Below are 16,758 nucleotides of genomic sequence, written 5' to 3'. Positions count from 1 at the left end.
CCCATGATTTGAGCAGGAAAGACGGTTGCCATGCCCAGCCCCATCGCGTTCTCAAGCCCCTTGCCGAAGCCCTTCGATGCCGCGCAGGCGTCGTTGGGGATGGAGCGCTGGCGCCAGCAGGCCGCCGCGGCGGAGCCGGAGACCCGCGCCTGGGCGGAGGCCTTCGCCGATTCGGAGCCCGGCCGGGCGCTGATCGAGGCGGTGTGCGGCAACAGCCCGTATCTCGGCCACAGCCTGACGCGGGAGCTGCCCTTCGTCGCCCGGACGGTGCGGGACGGCTTCGACGACACCTTCGCCGCCCTGATCGCCTCGCTCCACGCCGAGCATGGCGAGGAAAAGTCGATGGACCGGCTGATGGCGGGCTTGCGGGTGGCAAAAAGGCGGGCGGCGCTGCTGATCGCGCTGGCCGACATCGCAGGGGCATGGCCGCTGTTCCGCGTCACCGGCGCACTGTCGGAATTGGCGGAGACGGGGGTGCAGCTGGCCGCGAATTTCCTGCTGCGCCGCGCCGGGGAGGCGGGGACGCTGACGCTGCCGGATCCGCAGCGACCGTGGGTCGGTTCGGGCCTGATCGTTTTGGGCATGGGTAAGCTTGGCGGGCGCGAACTCAACTATTCCAGCGACATCGACCTGATCGTCCTGTACGACGACGCTGTTGTGCAGACGCCCCAGCCGGACAACCTCGCGCGAACCTTCATCAGGCTCGCACGCGATCTTGTCCGCATTATGGATGAACGGACCAAGGACGGCTACGTCTTCCGCACCGACCTTCGGCTTAGGCCGGATCCGGGCGCCACGCCGCTGGCGGTTTCCGTCTCCGCGGCCGAAATTTATTACGGCAGCGTCGGCCAGAACTGGGAACGCGCGGCGATGATCAAGGCCCGCCCCATCGCCGGCGATCCGGAGGCGGGGGCCGCCTTCCTCCGCTTCCTGGAGCCCTTCGTCTGGCGCCGCAACCTGGATTTCGCCGCCATCCAGGACATCCATTCGATCAAGCGCCAGATCAACGCCCACAAGGGCCACCGCGAGGTGACGGTCAACGGCCATGACATCAAGGTCGGCCGCGGCGGCATCCGCGAGATCGAGTTCTTCGCCCAGACCCAGCAGCTGATCTTCGGCGGTCGCGACCCGCGCGTGCGCATCGCCCCGACCCTGATGGCGAACGAGGCGCTGCGCGACGTCGGCCGCGTGCCGCCGCAGACGGTGGAGGAGCTTGCCGGGGCCTATCATTTCCTGCGCCGTGTCGAACACCGCATCCAGATGATCGACGACCAGCAGACCCACCGTATTCCCGCCGACGATGCCGGGGTGGCGCATCTGGCGACCTTCCTCGGCTACGGCGACCCCGCCGCCTTCCGGGCGGAGCTGCTGGCGACGCTGGGGCAGGTCGAAGACCGCTATGCCGAGCTGTTCGAGGAGGCGCCGTCGCTCTCCGGCCCCGGCAATCTGGTCTTCACCGGCACCGACCCCGATCCCGGCACGGTGGAGACGCTGAGCGGCATGGGCTTCGCCGATCCGGCGCGCGTCATCAGCGTGGTGTCGGCCTGGCACCGCGGCCGTTACCGCGCCACCCGGTCGGGACGCGCGCGGGAACTGCTGACCGAGATGACGCCGGCCCTGCTGAGCGCGCTGGCCAAGACGCCGGCCCCCGATTCGGCGTTGATGAACTTCGACGATTTCCTTGGAAAGCTGCCGGCCGGCGTCGGGCTGTTCTCCCTGTTCGTCGCCAATCCCTGGTTGCTGGAGCTGGAGGCGGAGATCATGGGCATCGCGCCGCAGATGGCGCAGACCCTGTCGCGCAACCCGTCGCTGCTGGACGCCGTGCTGTCGCCGGACTTCTTCGATCCTCTGCCGGGCAAGGCGGACGGGCTGGCCGACGACCATGCCCGGGTGATGGCGCCGGCCCGCGACTTCGAGGATGCGCTGACGCTGGCCCGGCGCTGGACCAATGACCAGCGCTTCCGCGCCGGGGTGCATATCCTGCGCGGCATCACCGACGGCGACCGCTGCGGTGCCTTCCTGGCCGATCTGGCCGACATCGTCGTCCCCGACCTCGCCCGCCGGGTGGAGGAGGAGTTCGCCCAGCGCCATGGCCGCATCCCCGGCGGCGCCTGGGTGGTGGTGGCGATGGGCAAGCTGGGCAGCCGGCAGCTGACCATCACGTCGGACATCGACCTGATCGTCATCTATGACGTGGCGCCGGGCCAAGGGAGCGGCGGGGGGCCGCGCCTGTCCGACGGCACGAAGCCGCTGTCGCCCAACGAATATTACATCAAGCTGACCCAGCGCCTGACCAACGCCATCACCGCGCCGATGGGCGACGGGCGGCTCTACGAGGTCGACATGCGGCTGCGCCCCTCGGGCAATGCCGGACCGCTCGCCACCTCGCTGGACGCCTTCGTCAAGTATCAGGCCGCCGACGCCTGGACCTGGGAGCATATGGCCCTGACCCGCGCCCGCGTGATCGGCGGCGATCCGGAACTGGGGGGCCGCGTCCAGGCGGCGATCCGGTCGGTGCTGACCGCGCCGCGCGATGCCGACCGGCTGCTGTGGGATGTCGCCGACATGCGGCGGCGAATCGAGAAGGAGTTCGGGACGACCAATGTCTGGAACGTCAAATACGCCCGCGGCGGCCTGATCGACATCGAGTTCATCGCCCAGTACCTGCAACTGCGCCATGGGCACGAGCGGCCGGACATCCTGCATATCGGCACCGCCAAGGCGCTGCGATGCGCCGCCCGGACCGGCGCGCTGGACCCGGAGGTGGCGGAGGATCTGGAAACGACTCTGCGGCTGTGGCGGCGGGTGCAGGGCTTCCTGCGGCTGACCACCGCCGGGGTGCTCGACCCCAATCAGGTGTCGCCCAGCCTGCTGGCCGGGCTGGTCCGCACGGCCTTTCCTGACGAGCGTGAGCCTGACGGTGTTGACTTCCCGGAACTGGACCACAGAATCCGTGCCGTCGCCGCCCGCGCCCACGGCCATTTCAAGGCCCTGGTCGAGGAACCGGCGGGCCGTCTGGCCCCACCCACCACCACGCCCCCGGCCTGAGGGTTTCCGATCCCCGCCGGCAGGAAGAAGGATAGTCGAGCAGCCATGACCGTAGACGTCGGATCGCCCGCCCCGGATTTCACCATGCCGACCGACGGCGGGGGCAGCGTCACGCTGTCGGCCCTGCGCGGCAAGCCGGTGGTGCTGTATTTCTACCCGAAGGACGACACGTCGGGCTGCACGTCGGAGGCCTGCGGCTTCCGCGACCAGCTGCCCGACTTCTCCGCCGTCGACGCCGTGGTGATCGGCGTCTCCAAGGACAGCGTCGCCAGCCACGACAAGTTCAAGGCCAAGCACGAACTGACCTTCACGCTGGTGTCGGACACCGACGGCGCCGTGTGCGAAGCCTATGGCACCTGGGTTGAAAAGAGCATGTACGGGCGCAAGTACATGGGTATCGACCGCGCCACCTTCCTGATCGACAAGGACGGCATCGTCCGCAACGTCTGGCGCAAGGTGAAGGTCACCGGTCATGTCGCCGCGGTTCTGAAGGGCGTGCAGGCGCTGTAACCTTCAACGGGAAGGTGGGGCGCCTTTTTCTCCCGGCATGGTCCGGACGGGAAGGGCGCCCTGCCGGCCCGGCTATTCCCCCGGCGTGTGGGCGTACGCCCGAAGGGTATTTTTAGAATCGCCCCAAACAAGCCTACACTTCGTGCATTCCCGCACCAGAGGCCGCGCAACCCACCGCGGTTTTGGTCCTTCGGCTGCCCCAGGGATGCACACGCCATGAACGTTGCGAACATTGCCCGGCGCCTCGTCGCCGGAGAGCTTCACTATGCGCTGGGCCGGTTCGAATCGGTGCGGCGCGGCTACAGTGCTCTGCGTCGCCTGTCTCCCCGGTCGCGCCAGCGGGCGCCGGCCGGCCCGCCCATATCGCTGCCTCCGCTTCCGGTCAGCCTGTTCCCCGGCCAGACCATCGACCGCGCGTTGGCCGACCTGCGGCGCGACTCGATCGCGCTCGGTTTCGATCTGCCCTGGCCGATGGTGGAGGAGATGGTGGAGTTCGCCACCCACTCCCCCCTGCAGCGGCGGCTGCGCGACGACCGCGTGTTCTATCGCCACACTGTCCGCAAGGGCCGGCTGGAGGATGGGTCGCCCGCGGTGATGGGCATCGTCCCCGATCCGCTGGACTGCCCGGCGGTGCGCCGGGTCTGCCGCGATCCGCTGCTGATGCAATGCGCCGGGGCGTTCCTGGGCTTCCCCGCCACCAAGATCATCCCGCGCCTGTTCTGGAGCTTCGTCACCGATGCCACCGACGAGGAGCGGCGGCAGCTGGGCCAGACCATCGACTGGCATTACGACGTCCACGACTTCCATTTCTGCTCGGCTCAGTTCTATCTGACCGATGTCGGGCCGGGGTCGGGGGAGCATGCGCTGGTCCGTGGCAGCCATCACGGCAAGTCGCTGCGCATGCTGCTGGGCTCCGCCAATGCCCGCGACGATGAGCTGTTCACCCGCTTCGCCCGCGACCGCATCCTGGTGGTGGAGGGACCGGCCGGCACCGGCTTCCTGGAGGACACCTCCTGCTACCACCGCGCCACCCCGCCGGCCAGCCGCGAGCGGCTGATGCTGCAGCTGTGGATCAGCTGAGCTAGACTGGTCCGCATCGTCACTGGGGAATGCGGATCGGATGATGGAAGCGAAGGACGGGCTGCGCACGGTCGTCGGCCTGATGAGCGGCACCTCGATGGACGGCATCGACGCCGCCCTGCTGCGCACCGATGGCCGCGACCGGGTGGATGCGCTGAACTTCCTGACGATCCCCTATGACGACGGCTTCCGTGCCCGTCTGCGCGGCTGTCTGGGACGCACGGACAATGGCGAGACGGTCGCGGCAGTGGAGCGCGACCTGACCGACGCCCATGCCGACGCGGTGCGCCGCCTGCTCGACAAGGCGGGCGTCGCGGCGGCGGCGGTCGATCTGATCGGCTTCCACGGCCACACCATCCACCACGATCCGGACCGGCGCATCACCCGCCAGATCGGCGACGGCGCCCGGCTGGCGGCGGCGACCGGCATCGCCGTGGTCAATGACTTCCGCAGCGCCGATGTCGCCGCGGGCGGGCAGGGGGCGCCGTTGGTCCCGCTGTTCCACCGGGCGCTGGCGCATGGGCTGCCGCGTCCGCTCGCCGTCCTCAACATCGGCGGCGTCGCCAATGTCAGCTGGATCGGCCCCGAATCTGCGGACGGGGAAGCCGATGTCGTCGCCTGCGATACCGGTCCCGGCAACGCCCTGATCGACGACTGGGTGCTGCGCCACGGGATCGGCCGTTTCGATGCCGGCGGCGCACTGGCGGCGTCGGGGCGGGTGGATGACGCGGCGCTGGCCCAACTGATGGCCCACCCCTATTTCGGCCGTCCGGCGCCCAAGTCGCTGGACCGCGACGCCTTCGATCCGGCGCCGGTGGCGGCATTGTCGCCCGAGGACGGCGCCGCCACCCTGACCGCCTTCACCGCCCTGTCGGTCGCCCGCGTCGTGCCCCACCTGCCGGCCGCGCCGGTGCGCTGGCTGGTCTGCGGCGGCGGGCGGCACAACGCCACGCTGATGGCGATGCTGGCCGACCGGCTGGGCGTGCCCGTCGAGTCGGCCGATCTCGTCGGCTGGGATGGCGACGCGCTGGAAGCGCAGGCCTTCGGCTATCTGGCGGTGCGCAGCCGGCTGGGACTGCCGCTCAGCCTGCCGGCGACCACCGGCGTGCCGGCGCCCATGCCGGGCGGGGTGTTCCACCCGAAGCCCTAATCGGCGGCCGACCCCAGCAGGTCCGCCAGCGCCGACCGCTGGTCGACGCCGCGGAAGTCGGTCTTGCGCTCCATCGCGGCGGCGAGGCGGCGGCGGTAGTCGGTGCGTGGGATCTCGATGGCGCCGAATCGGCTCAGATGCTCGGTCACGAACTGGGTGTCGAGCAGGGCGAAGCCGGCGGCGCGCAGCCGGGCGACCAGATGGACCAGCGCCACCTTGCTGGCCCCGGTTTCGCGGCTGAACATGCTCTCGCCGAAATAGGCGCCGCCGATCGACACCCCGTACAGCCCGCCGACCAGCCGGCCGTCGCGCCAGCATTCCACGCTGTGGGCGAATCCGCTGTCGAACAGGTCGCCGTAGAGGCGGACGATGTCGTCGTTGATCCAGGTCTTCGGCCTGTCCTCCGTCGCTTCGGCGCAGCCCTCGATCACCGCGCGGAAGGCGCTGTCGAAGCGCAGTTCGAACGGGCAGCGCCGCAGCGTCTTGCGCAGGCTGCGCGGCACATGGAAACCGTCCAGCGGCAGGATGCCGCGGAGTTCCGGGTCGAACCAGTGAAGCTCCCGCGATTCGGCGCTTTCGGCCATCGGGAAGATGCCGGCGGCGTAGGCACGCAGCAAGATCGGTGCGGACAGGGTGAACATGCCGGTCACTATACCCGCTGATGGGGCGGAACGCGCAAACGTTCGGCCGAAGTTTGGCTGAGTGATACTGGTGTCGAGACCCCGCGACAGCAATCTCCTTCCATGGTATGCAACGCAGGGAAGCACATCCGTGGGGAAGACTGTCATGCGAAGCGCCGTCGCCGCCATCCTGTCCGTCATGGTTGCCGGACTGCTCGCCGCAAGCCCCTCCTGGGCGCAGAGACGGGCGGAGCCGGGCAACTTCGACTATTACCTTCTGTCGCTGTCCTGGACGCCGACCTATTGCGCCCGCGACAAGAACGGCCCCGATCCCGACCAGTGCGGCGACCGCAAGTACGGCTTCGTCGTCCATGGCCTGTGGCCGCAATACAATGACGGCAGCTATCCCGCCACCTGCACCCGCGACCGCAACCTGCCCAAGGCGGTGGTGGACCAGACCATGCCGGTGATGCCCAGCGTCGGGCTGATGATGCATGAATGGCGCAAGCACGGGACCTGCTCCGGCCTGAACGCAACCGACTATTTCGCCAAGCTGCGCGCCGCGGCGTCCAAGGTGGCGATCCCGGAGCAGCTGAAGGTTCCCGGCCCGACCGTGCCGGCGACGCAGGTGGAACGCCTGTTCCTGGAGGCCAATCCCGGCCTGACGGCGGAGGGGGTGGCGGTCGTCTGCTCCCGCCGCGACGTGGCCGAGGTGCGGGTCTGCCTGAACAAGGATCTGGGTTTCGTCGCCTGCGGCCAGAAGGTGGTCGACCGCTGCCGCGACCGCGACGCCGCCCTGTCGCCCGACGTGGTCCCGGCCCAGCCGCGCCGCAGCGCCACCCCGCCCGCCGCCCCGGCCCTGCCGCCGGCGCCTGCTGCGGCACCCGCCCCGGCGCAGTGAGGCTCAGCCGCCCGTCCCCTCCGCCAGCGACGCCATCACCGCCGGGATTTCCGCCAGCAATTCGCGGGCGAGGAATCCCAGCGGGCCGATCCGGCTGCTCAGCCGGTTGCCGGCCTCGCCATGCAGGTAGACCCCCCAGATGGCGGCCTGTTCGGGACTGGCGCCGCGGGCCAGCAGGCCGGTGACGATCCCGGCCAGCGTGTCGCCCGAACCGGAGGTCGCCAGCCCGACCGTGCCGTCGCGATAGGCCCAGGCGCGGCCGTCCGGCGCGACGATGCGGGTGCAGCCTCCCTTCAGCGCCACCACCGCCTTCAGCCGGGCCGCCGCCTGCCTTGCGCTGCCGAGCGGGTCGGCATCCACTTGTTCGCGCGGGCAGCCCAGCAGGCCGGCCATTTCGCCGGCATGGGGGGTGACGACCACGCGGCCTTCGTGCCGGTGCAGCGGCGCCGGGTCCTGCGCCAGCCCGGCCAGCGCCCCGGCATCCAATACGAATCGTGGGCCGTCCCCACCCGGGTCCAGCCGCCTCAGCAGGTCGGCGGTCAGGGCCGCCGTTGCCGGTTCGTCCATCATGCCGGGGCCGATCAGCACCGTGTCGCAGCGTGAGGCCCGCTCGGCCAACGCCTGGGCCGACTCGGCGGCGATCCCGCCCTCCGGCGTCTCACGCAGGCCGGCGACCAGGGCTTCCGGCAGGGCGAGGCCCAGATGCGCAGCGACGCTGGCCACGGTGGCGATCTGTAGCTTGCCGGCCCCCGCCCGCAGCACGCCGATCCCGGCCAGCAGGGCGCCGCCCGGCACCGGCACGCTGCCGGCCACCACAAGCGCCCGGCCACGGGTTTCCTTGTCGCCGTCGCCATCCGGCTGGGGCAGGGGCATGCCGCGCAGAAGCCCGGCGGTGATGGGGATCTCGGCGTCCAATCGGCTCTCCTCGGCGGGCGGCCCTCTGCGGGCGGCGATTTATCGGGCGGCGACTGCGGCATCCGGCTCGGCGGTGACCGGGGCGCCGGCCTCCTCCAGCGGGGCGACGAAGTTGTAGCGGTGCAGCAGCAGTCCGCCGCGCGGCCCGGCCTGGGCATCGAAGCGGTATTCGGTGACGGAGCAGTTGGCGACGTCGCCGGTCGCGTCGATGGCCAGGATTTCCTCCTCCGTCATGTTTTCCAGCAGATAGCGCAGGCACAGCACCACCACCTGGTGCCCGACGATCAGCACCCGGCGGCCGCCGTGATGCAGGCTGACGGTGTCGAGCGCGCTGCGCAGCCGCAGGATCACGTCGCACCAGCTCTCACCACCGGGCGGGCGGTGATAGAACTTGCCGAGCAGGCGGCGGAATTCGGCCTGTTCCGGGAATTCCTGGCGGATGCCGGCGCTGGTCAGCCGGTCGAGCACGCCGAACTCCTTCTCGCGCAGCCGCTCGTCGATCACGAAATCGGCCGGGTCGATCGGCAGCCCGCCCGACTGGTGCAGCCGTTCCGCCGTGCGCAGCGCCCGGCGATAGGGCGAGGTCAGCACCACGTCGGGCCGCTCCACCGCCGGCATGGCGGCGAACCAGCGGCCGAGCGCATCCGACTGCCGCTCGCCCAGCGGGCTGAGCGGCACGTCGACGTCGCGTTCGTCGATGTCGATCCGGACATGTCCGGCGGCGTGGGCGGCGTCGCGCGCGACGTTCCCGGCGCTCTCGCCATGGCGGACGATCCACAATCGGTCGGGCCAGCGCTGTTGCATCGGCGATCCCATTCCCTGGCAGGCGAAACTGTCGGAAATAACCGCCCGGCGGGCCGAAAGGTCCCTCCGCCGTGCAGGGCACGGTATGGCAGCCATGCTGCCCGTTCCGCCGCTATGGCGACGCGGCGCCTTGCCGGTGGCGCCGGCCGGGCCACACTTTCCTGTCCAGTTTCCAACCAGCAGCCAGTCTTCAATCATACAGGATGGATCGGACATGACGGACAGCCAGGACGCGGCCCCCCTGTTCCAGCCGGTGACGGTCGGGCGCCTTACCCTGCCCAACCGCATCGCCATGGCGCCGCTGACCCGCAGCCGCACCGACAACGCCACCGGCGTGCCGACCGCGATGAACGCCGAATATTACGCCCAGCGCGCCAGCGCCGGCCTGATCATCGCCGAGGCGACGCAGATCTCGCCGCAGGGCAAGGGTTATGCCTACACCCCCGGCATCCACAGCGCCGAACAGGTGGCGGGCTGGAAGCTGGTGACCGACGCGGTCCACGCCAAGGGCGGGCACATGTGCCTGCAGCTCTGGCATGTCGGCCGCATCTCCCACCCCGATCTGCAGCCGGGCGGCGCCCTGCCGGTGGCGCCGTCCGCCGTCAAGCCGGAGATGAAGGCCTTCACCGTCGACGGCTTCAAGGACATCCCGGCCCCGCGCGCGCTGGAACTGTCGGAACTGCCGGGCATCGTCGAGGATTACCGCCGCGCCACCAGAAACGCGCTGGCCGCCGGGTTCGACATGGTGGAGGTGCATGCCGCCAACGGTTACCTGATCGACCAGTTCCTGCGCGACGGCACCAACAGGCGCACCGACGCCTATGGCGGCTCGGTCGAGAATCGGGCCCGCTTCCTGTTCGAAGTGCTGGACGCCGTGGTGGCGGAGGCCGGGGCCGACCGCGTCGGCATCCGCCTGTCGCCGCTGAGCCCGGCCAACGACGCCCAGGAAAGCGACCCGGTCGGCACCTTCAGCCCGGTGATTCGCCGCCTGAATGATTACGGCCTTGCCTATCTGCACATGATCGAAGGGGTGACCCGCGGTCCGCATCCCGGATTCGGCGGCGATCTCGCCGAGCTGCGCGCGCTCTACAAGGGCCGCTACATGGCCAACAACGTCTATGACCGCGCCATGGCGATCCAGGCGACCGCGAGCGGCCATGCCGACATGATCGCCTTCGGCCGGCCCTTCATCGCCAACCCGGACCTGGTGGAGCGGCTGCGAATCGACGCCCCGCTGGCCGAGCCGGACCCCAAGACCTTCTATGGCGGCGACCGCCACGGCTACACCGACTATCCGACGATGAGCCGGTCGGTCGCCTGATCCGGCGCCGCACGGCCTGCGTGCAAAAGCCCTTCCGAGTCGCGCCGGGGCCGGCAGGCCGGGGGTGCCGGACAGGGGTGGCGAAGCGGCACTTCGGTGCCGCTTCGGGCGGTCGCAAGCACCGGGGATGCCGCAAGCGTGAGCCAGGGGTGAGGCATTTAAAGGCGATTTGGTCATCTTTCCTTTGGAAGGCTTGACCTGGGACCGGATCCCTGTGACAAAAGACATTCGGCACACTCTATGAGCTTGAAGACACATGTTCGACCGCCCGCCCCGCCAGGGCTTCCGCGCTCCCGAGATCACCAAGTCCAACGTCACCGCCACCGTGAAGTGGTTCAACCCCACCAAGGGGTTCGGCTTCGTGTCGCCTGAGGACGGTTCGCCCGATGCCTTCCTGCACGTCTCTGCGGTTCAGGCCGCCGGCTACGACGCGCTGGACGAAGGCACCACCATCACCTGTGACCTGGCCCGTGGGCCGAAGGGTCCGCAGGTGGCCTCCATCCACTCGGTCGATGCGTCGACCGCTCAGCGTTCGGCCCGTCCGCGGACCGGCGGCTTCGACCGTGGCGGTTTCGACCGCGGCGGCTACGATGCCGGCGGCGCCGGTGGCGAAGAAGTCGACGGCACCGTGAAGTGGTTCAATGCCGACAAGGGCTTTGGCTTCATCACGCCCAGCACCGGTGGCAAGGACGTCTTCGTCCACGTCAACGTGCTGCGCCGTTCGGGCATGCAGACCCTTCAGGAAGGCGATCAGGTGCGCGTCACCGTTCGCCAGGGCCAGAAGGGTCCGGAAGCGGGCAAGGTCGAGTACCTGTAAGGCTCCGGGAACTCCGGGCCTCGGCCGCGCGGCGTTCGTCCTTTCCGGACGCGCGCCATACCGGCCGGCTCCGCTTGGCTGAATAGCCTCTTGAGGTCCTGAGCCGTACCGGCTGCGGGCCTCCCGGTGAGAATCCGGACTTTCAGCGCACGGCGCCTCCCTTCGGGGGCGCGCCGTGCGTTCCTGTCTTTTATGCTGCTGCTTTTGCGGTCCTGGCTCGTGAGTGATCCGGCCGTGGCTCTGTTCGGCCCGGCTGTTCGTTGCGTGTGTCTTCCGCTCTTTCTTTTGTTCCTGCTTTTTTCGTGACGCCTGTTCTCCTGCGCCGCCCTCCGGGGCGGCCGGCGCCACGTCTCCCCGCTGTTGTCCCCCTTGCTGCCAAAGGTCCGATCCGGCATGAGCGAGGTGTTGACCGACTTAGTCGCCGTCTTGACAGGTGGGGGGGCCGGTGGGGAAGGGGTGGCGGGCGGTGGATGGTCCGCGGCCCAGCTGATCGGTTTCTGCGGCACCGTCGGCGGCATGCTCTGGCCGTTCTTCCGCAGCCGGACCGGCATGCTGCTGGTGCAGCTGGTGCCCTGCCTGTGCTTCGCCGTGCATTACGCCCTGGTGGGCGCCCCGACAGCGTCGGCGCTGAACGGGCTTGCGGCGCTGCAGGTGGTGGCGGCGCTGGCGATCGGCGCGCGGCCGGCCTTTCGACTCGTCTATCTGGCAATCCTTCCGGTGATCGCCGCGGTAATGGCCTTCACCTGGACCGGGCTGCCGTCCGTCTTCGCGGCGGGGGGCATGGCGCTGATCAGCCTTGCCCGTTACCAGACGCGGGTCGCACCCTTCCGCGGCATCATGCTGGTGGCATTGCCCTGTTGGTTCGTGCACAACAGTCTGGTGGGGTCGGTGCCGGCAATGATCTCGGACGTGACCGGAATCGCCGTCAATGCCTGGATGCTGCTGCGCGGCACCGGACTGACGCCGCCCTCACCAACACCAATGCCACCGGCTGCTGCAGCAATGCCGCCGGCGGCCGGGGAGGCGAAGCTGTCATGACCGTCAACCATTCCAATCTGTCGGCGGAAGACGCCGCCGCACTGCGCGCGATTCCGCTTTTCGCCAAGCTGACCGACCGGGCGGTGTCGCTGCTGGGCGGGGTCGCCATCGTGCGCCCGGTGTCACGCGGCACCACCCTGTTCCTGCAGGACGAGACGGCTGATCGCTTCTTCGTCCTGCTCGACGGCTGGGTGAAGCTGTACCGCCTGACCCGCGATGGGACGGAGGCGGTGGTGCATGTCATCGGTCCGGCCGAAAGCTTCGCCGAAGCCGCCATGTTCGCCGACGGCAAATTTCCGGTTTGCGCCGAGGCGGTGACCGATGCCCGCGTCCTGACGCTGACCGCCGACGGATTCGCCCGCTGCCTGCGCGAGGACGACCGCATCGCCTTCGGCATGCTGGGTTCACTGTCGGTCCGCCTGCGCCATCTGGTGACGCAGATCGAACAGCTCCAGGTCCAGCCGGCGCCGCAGCGGGTCGCCGCCTTCCTTATGCGCGTCTGCCCGCCGGGCGACGGGCCGGCGCAATTCCAGCTTCCCTTCGACAAGGCGCTGATCGCGCGGCGCCTGGGCATGCAGCCGGAAACCCTGTCGCGGGCTCTGGCCAAGCTGCGCGCAGTCGGGGTGGAAACCCAGGGGCTGACCGTCAGCGTCGCCGAACGTGCTTCCCTGCGCGCCATGGCCGAGGCCGGCGAGGAGGAGTGACGGGGATGGTGCGCCGACGATGCTTGTGACAGCGTCGGCGGAGCGGTTCAGACCCGATTGACGGCGGTGTCCCCCCGTGCGAGTTTGCACCCCTCCCGGTACCGCATTTGTTCAGGATTTCGAGGCAGCGATGGGCGACAGCAAGACGGTGGCGACGGCATCGGATCCGGCGCAGGATCTGGTGGCCTTCGCCGGTGACCGGCGCTTCGCCACCGTGATGGCGGACCCGCCCTGGCGCTTCGTCAACCGCACCGGCAAGATGGCGCCGGAGCATCGCCGCCTGTCGCGCTACGGCACCATGACGGTGGAGGACATCTGCGCCCTGCCGGTCGCCGACATCGCCGCCCCCACCGCGCACCTCTATCTCTGGGTTCCCAACGCCCTGCTGCCGGAAGGGCTGCAGGTGATGCGCAGCTGGGGGTTCGAGTACAAGACCAACCTGATCTGGCACAAGGTGCGCAAGGATGGCGGGTCCGATGGGCGTGGCGTCGGCTTCTATTTCCGCAACGTCACCGAACTGATCCTGTTCGGCGTGCGCGGCAAGAAGGCCCGCACGCTGCCGCCCGGCCGCACCCAGGTCAACCTGATCGAGAGCCGCAAGCGTGAGCACAGCCGCAAACCCGATGAGCAGTATGAACTGATCGAGTCCTGCAGCCCCGGCCCCTATCTGGAGATGTTCGCCCGCGGCGCCCGGCCCAACTGGTCGGTCTGGGGCAATCAGGCCGACGACGGCTACGAGCCGACCTGGAAGACCTACGCGTTCAATTCCGCGACGGATCGTGAGGCTGCGGCGGAGTAGGGGGGCCGCATCAAAGCAGCCCCACTGCCTCCAGATCGCGCCGCAGCGCCTCGGCGCCCAGGAACAGGTGCGCCGACATGCCCACCGACCTTGCCGTCTCGACATTGTCGGGATTGTCGTCGATGAAGTAGCAGTCTTTCGGTTCGAGACCGTAACGATCCATCAGCAGCCGATAGATCGCCGGGTCCGGCTTCACCAGTCGTTCCTGACCCGAAACGATGATCCCGTCGAAGCCGTTCAGGAAATCGAAGCGCTTGCGCGTCAACTCGAACTTGTCGACCGAGAAGTTGGTGATGGCGTAGACGGGGACGCCGCGGGCCTTCAGCTCGGCCAGGATTTCCGGGGTGCCGGGGATCGGGCCGGGCACCATGCGTTCCCACATGTCGTCATAGGCGCGGATCAGCTCGGCGCAGTCCGGATGCTCCTCGGTCAGCAGGGCGACCGCGTCCGACCAGGGACGGCCGCGGTCCTGTTCCAGGTTCCAGGTCGGAGTGCAGACCCGGTCGAGGAAATCCTCCATCAGATCTTCGTAACCGTCGAACAGTTCGCGGTAGAGATGCCGCGGATCCCATTCGATCAGCACCTGCCCGACATCGAAGACGACGACGGACGGCTTCCCCTGCTCGGTCATTCCGGTCATGAAACAGTCCGCCTCAGCCCTTGGCGCGGGCGGCTTCGGTCAGCCGCTTCATGTCGTCCAGCCGGATGGCGCCGGGCACCAGCTCGTCGCCGAAGATGAAGGCGGGGGTACCGCGGATGTTCAGCTTTTCGGCCAGTGCCTGGTTGGCGGCGATCACCTTCAGCACGTCCGGCGACTCCATGTCCTTCTTCAATCGGTCGGTGTCAAGCCCGACCGACTTGGCGAGGCGCATGATGACGGCCTCGTCCAGCTGGCCGCGCTGCGCCATCAGGGCATTGTGGAACTCCATGTACTTGCCCTGTGCGCGGGAGGCCAGCGCCGCCTTGGAGGCAACCACGGAGGCCGGCCCCAGGATCGGGAATTCCTTCAGGACGAAGCGCAGCTTGGGATCGCCCTTGATCAGCGACTGGGTGTCGGCCTGCACCGCCTTGCAGTAGCCGCACTGGTAATCGAAGAATTCCACCACCGTGACGTCGCCCTGCGGGTTGCCGGCGACCGGGTCGGCGGGGTTGCGGGTCAGCTCCTGCTTGTTCTCCACCAGAGCCTTGCGCGCCTGTTCGGCCTCGGCCGTCTTCTGGCGTTCCTGCATGGCGTCGACGGCCTGCAGGATCACCTCCGGATGCTCCATCAGATAGTCGCGGACGATCTTCTCGATGGCGGTCTTCTGGGTGCTGTCGAAGCTCGCCGATTGCGCATGGGCCGGGGCGGCGGCGGACAGCGCCAGCGCCGCGACGGGCAGGGCCAGCAGGGCGGAACGCAGGAACGGCAGGGCGGGGCGCATGAGGGCGGTCTCCGAAGCACGAAGAGAGTTGGGCCGAAGGCCGCCCACACTGGACCGACAATGCGGTCCGGACAAGTGCAAAGCGCCTGTCCGGACATCACCTTTGCGCGATCAGCGATCGGCGATCATTTGGGATTGGCGATCATTTGGCGCGCAGCAGCTCGCCCACCGACAGCAGCGCCATCTCGTCGCCGTCGGCCTTGCCGATGGTCCGGCCGGTGGAGTAGGGCAGGTTGTTGTCGTTGACGACGACGATGTGGTCGCCATCGACGATGTTCACCCCCTCCGGCCCGAGATGGGGCATGACGAAGCGGCCTTCCGGTGCCTGCCCGGCGCGGGCCTTGTGGTCGGGGTCGGCGATGTCGGTCAGGTCGATGTAGCCGATCTTGCGGACGAACCCGTCGGCATCGGCCCCGGCGATGTCGATCTTGTAGATGCGCTTGAAGGCGGCGGGCGCGTTGAAGCAGTCCGGCTTCGGCTCGCCCTGGCATGCCTCGGTCCTGGCCCCTTCGGTGCTGTCGTCCCGCTCGATCACCAGGGCGCTGCCGGCGTCGATCATCGCCATGTCGGCGACGACGTTGGCGTTGTCCTCCAGCCTGTACTTCCACGACTTGCCGGTGTACGTGCGGCCGGCGACGTCGAATTCGAGGATGCGGGTGTACGCGTGGCCGTCCTTGTTCTCGAAGCTGTTGCCGGCGGCGTTCCACAGCGGGCCTTCCAGCGACGGGTACAGCGTCTTGCCGTCCGGCGACACGCCCATCGGCTCGAATCCGCGGGACCGGCGGACCTCGAAGGTGACGGCGCCGGGGACCGCCGGCAGGCCGTTGTTGCGGTAATGGTCGGGCGAGCGGGCCGGCTTGCCGTCGATCACCGTCTCATGCACCGCGATGACCACGCCGTCCCGGCTCAGCTCCAGGATATAGGGACCGAATTCCTCGCCGATGAACAGGCGGTCGCCCTGGACCACCAGCGATTCGGGGTCGAAGTCGGCGCCGGTCAGATAGCGGCTGGTGCTGTTCTCGTTGACGATGGCGAAGGGGACCTTGCGGTCGGGGTCGCGCAGGAAGATGGTCTCCAGCCGCTGCATGGCGCCGCTCTGCCAGTCCGGCTTGACACGATGGACCATCAGCAGGGCGTCGACGGAGTTCACCTTGCTGCCGAAGCCGTTGTCGGTCAGCGCCAGGAACTCGCCGTTGCCCTGCGGCACGATGGCGGAGAAGCCCTGCACCGCCTGCCCCGCGACCGGCAGCATGATCTCCGTCCCGCGCGGCGCCTTGGGATCGGCGGCGAAGGAGGTGGCGCGGATGGTGCCCACGGCGTCCACCCGCTTGCGGTCGGCGTTGGTGAACTTGCCGGCGCTGGCGAACAGCGGCCCGGCATCGGCCGGCGGCTGCACCAGCGTGTCGGCCGGCAGCACCGCATGGCCGGCGAGCGTGGCGGGATAGCGCTTGGCCTGCTGCTCCTGGGCCGGCGCCGGGATGGCGGCGAGGCTGGCGGACAGAAGGGCGGCGGTGGCGAGCAGGGGGCCGCGCCAGGATTTCGGACGGACGGACGGCATGCGGTGTACTCCGTGGACGGAACCGCGCGCCCGGCTGGCGTGGCGCGCTCGATGTCCGCGGAATAGCAAGCG

Annotated in this window: 16 protein-coding genes; 10 read left to right on the top strand and 6 right to left on the bottom strand. The window is 69.1% G+C overall.

Translation table 11 applies throughout. The features are described from left to right. Positions 1–30: 30 nt before the first annotated feature. From FZ029_RS03615 to FZ029_RS03600, 4 genes are all read left to right on the top strand, one after another. Positions 31–3,048, top strand: coding sequence for a bifunctional [glutamine synthetase] adenylyltransferase/[glutamine synthetase]-adenylyl-L-tyrosine phosphorylase (locus FZ029_RS03615; protein ID WP_149268041.1), 3,018 nt, complete (start codon positions 31–33; stop codon positions 3,046–3,048). 45 nt (positions 3,049–3,093) lie between these two features. Next, entirely contained in the window at positions 3,094–3,558 is a 465-nt protein-coding gene (gene bcp / locus FZ029_RS03610; RefSeq protein WP_149268040.1) for a thioredoxin-dependent thiol peroxidase, read from the top strand. A gap of 216 nt (positions 3,559–3,774) precedes the next feature. Continuing rightward, complete coding sequence (locus FZ029_RS03605; RefSeq protein WP_149268039.1) at positions 3,775–4,638, top strand: hypothetical protein; 864 nt, start codon at positions 3,775–3,777, stop codon at positions 4,636–4,638. A 40-nt stretch (positions 4,639–4,678) separates the two neighbouring features. Next, positions 4,679–5,788 (top strand): anhydro-N-acetylmuramic acid kinase, encoded by a 1,110-nt coding sequence (locus tag FZ029_RS03600; protein ID WP_149268038.1) that lies wholly within the window; start codon positions 4,679–4,681, stop codon positions 5,786–5,788. Here FZ029_RS03600 and aat read toward each other — a convergent pair. Next, positions 5,785–6,429: a leucyl/phenylalanyl-tRNA--protein transferase gene (aat, locus tag FZ029_RS03595; protein ID WP_149268037.1), complete on the bottom strand. Its 645-nt coding sequence runs from the start codon at positions 6,427–6,429 to the stop codon at positions 5,785–5,787. The genes FZ029_RS03600 and aat overlap by 4 nt on opposite strands. A gap of 145 nt (positions 6,430–6,574) precedes the next feature. Here aat and FZ029_RS03590 point away from each other — a divergent pair, with 145 nt between their 5' ends. After that, entirely contained in the window at positions 6,575–7,309 is a 735-nt protein-coding gene (locus FZ029_RS03590; protein WP_149268036.1) for a ribonuclease T2, read from the top strand. Positions 7,310–7,312: 3 nt separating this feature from the next. Here the strand turns inward: FZ029_RS03590 and FZ029_RS03585 are convergent, their stop codons facing one another. Beyond that, positions 7,313–8,224 carry an NAD(P)H-hydrate dehydratase gene (locus tag FZ029_RS03585; RefSeq protein WP_247892137.1) on the bottom strand — a complete coding sequence of 304 codons (912 nt, stop codon included), beginning with the start codon at positions 8,222–8,224 and terminating at the stop codon, positions 7,313–7,315. A 39-nt stretch (positions 8,225–8,263) separates the two neighbouring features. Continuing rightward, on the bottom strand, positions 8,264–9,028 hold the full coding sequence (locus tag FZ029_RS03580; RefSeq protein WP_149268035.1) for a histidine phosphatase family protein: 765 nt from the start codon (positions 9,026–9,028) through the stop codon (positions 8,264–8,266). A gap of 214 nt (positions 9,029–9,242) precedes the next feature. Here FZ029_RS03580 and FZ029_RS03575 point away from each other — a divergent pair, with 214 nt between their 5' ends. From FZ029_RS03575 to FZ029_RS03555, 5 genes are all read left to right on the top strand, one after another. Further along, positions 9,243–10,349: an alkene reductase gene (locus FZ029_RS03575; RefSeq protein WP_149268034.1), complete on the top strand. Its 1,107-nt coding sequence runs from the start codon at positions 9,243–9,245 to the stop codon at positions 10,347–10,349. Positions 10,350–10,605: 256 nt separating this feature from the next. Continuing rightward, positions 10,606–11,166 (top strand): cold-shock protein, encoded by a 561-nt coding sequence (locus FZ029_RS33890; RefSeq protein ID WP_149198005.1) that lies wholly within the window; start codon positions 10,606–10,608, stop codon positions 11,164–11,166. A 393-nt stretch (positions 11,167–11,559) separates the two neighbouring features. Next, positions 11,560–12,204, top strand: a complete 645-nt coding sequence (locus FZ029_RS03565; RefSeq protein ID WP_149268033.1) for a YgjV family protein — start codon at positions 11,560–11,562, stop codon at positions 12,202–12,204. Then, the gene (locus tag FZ029_RS03560; RefSeq protein WP_247892136.1) at positions 12,201–12,908 is read left to right on the top strand and encodes a Crp/Fnr family transcriptional regulator; all 708 of its coding nucleotides are present in this window, start codon (positions 12,201–12,203) and stop codon (positions 12,906–12,908) included. Before FZ029_RS03565 ends, FZ029_RS03560 begins: the two co-directional genes overlap by 4 nt. Before the next feature lie 130 nt (positions 12,909–13,038). Further along, positions 13,039–13,707, top strand: coding sequence for an MT-A70 family methyltransferase (locus FZ029_RS03555; RefSeq protein ID WP_109150884.1), 669 nt, complete (start codon positions 13,039–13,041; stop codon positions 13,705–13,707). Between the two features lie 10 nt (positions 13,708–13,717). Here FZ029_RS03555 and FZ029_RS03550 read toward each other — a convergent pair whose 3' ends face one another. The 3 genes from FZ029_RS03550 to FZ029_RS03540 form a co-directional block, all read right to left on the bottom strand. Continuing rightward, a complete protein-coding gene (locus FZ029_RS03550) occupies positions 13,718–14,347 on the bottom strand; it encodes an HAD family phosphatase (RefSeq protein WP_247892135.1) in 630 nt (209 codons plus the stop codon). A 13-nt stretch (positions 14,348–14,360) separates the two neighbouring features. Beyond that, positions 14,361–15,128 carry a DsbA family protein gene (locus tag FZ029_RS03545; protein ID WP_149268032.1) on the bottom strand — a complete coding sequence of 256 codons (768 nt, stop codon included), beginning with the start codon at positions 15,126–15,128 and terminating at the stop codon, positions 14,361–14,363. A gap of 142 nt (positions 15,129–15,270) precedes the next feature. Then, entirely contained in the window at positions 15,271–16,686 is a 1,416-nt protein-coding gene (locus tag FZ029_RS03540; protein ID WP_149268031.1) for an esterase-like activity of phytase family protein, read from the bottom strand. Between the last annotated feature and the right edge of the window lie 72 nt (positions 16,687–16,758).

It is taken from the genome of Azospirillum sp. Sh1, assembly GCF_008365135.1.
Classification (GTDB): Bacteria; Pseudomonadota; Alphaproteobacteria; order Azospirillales; family Azospirillaceae; genus Azospirillum; species Azospirillum oryzae.
Note: the sequence above shows the minus strand (reverse complement) of the source record. Positions and strands in the feature narration are given on the sequence as shown.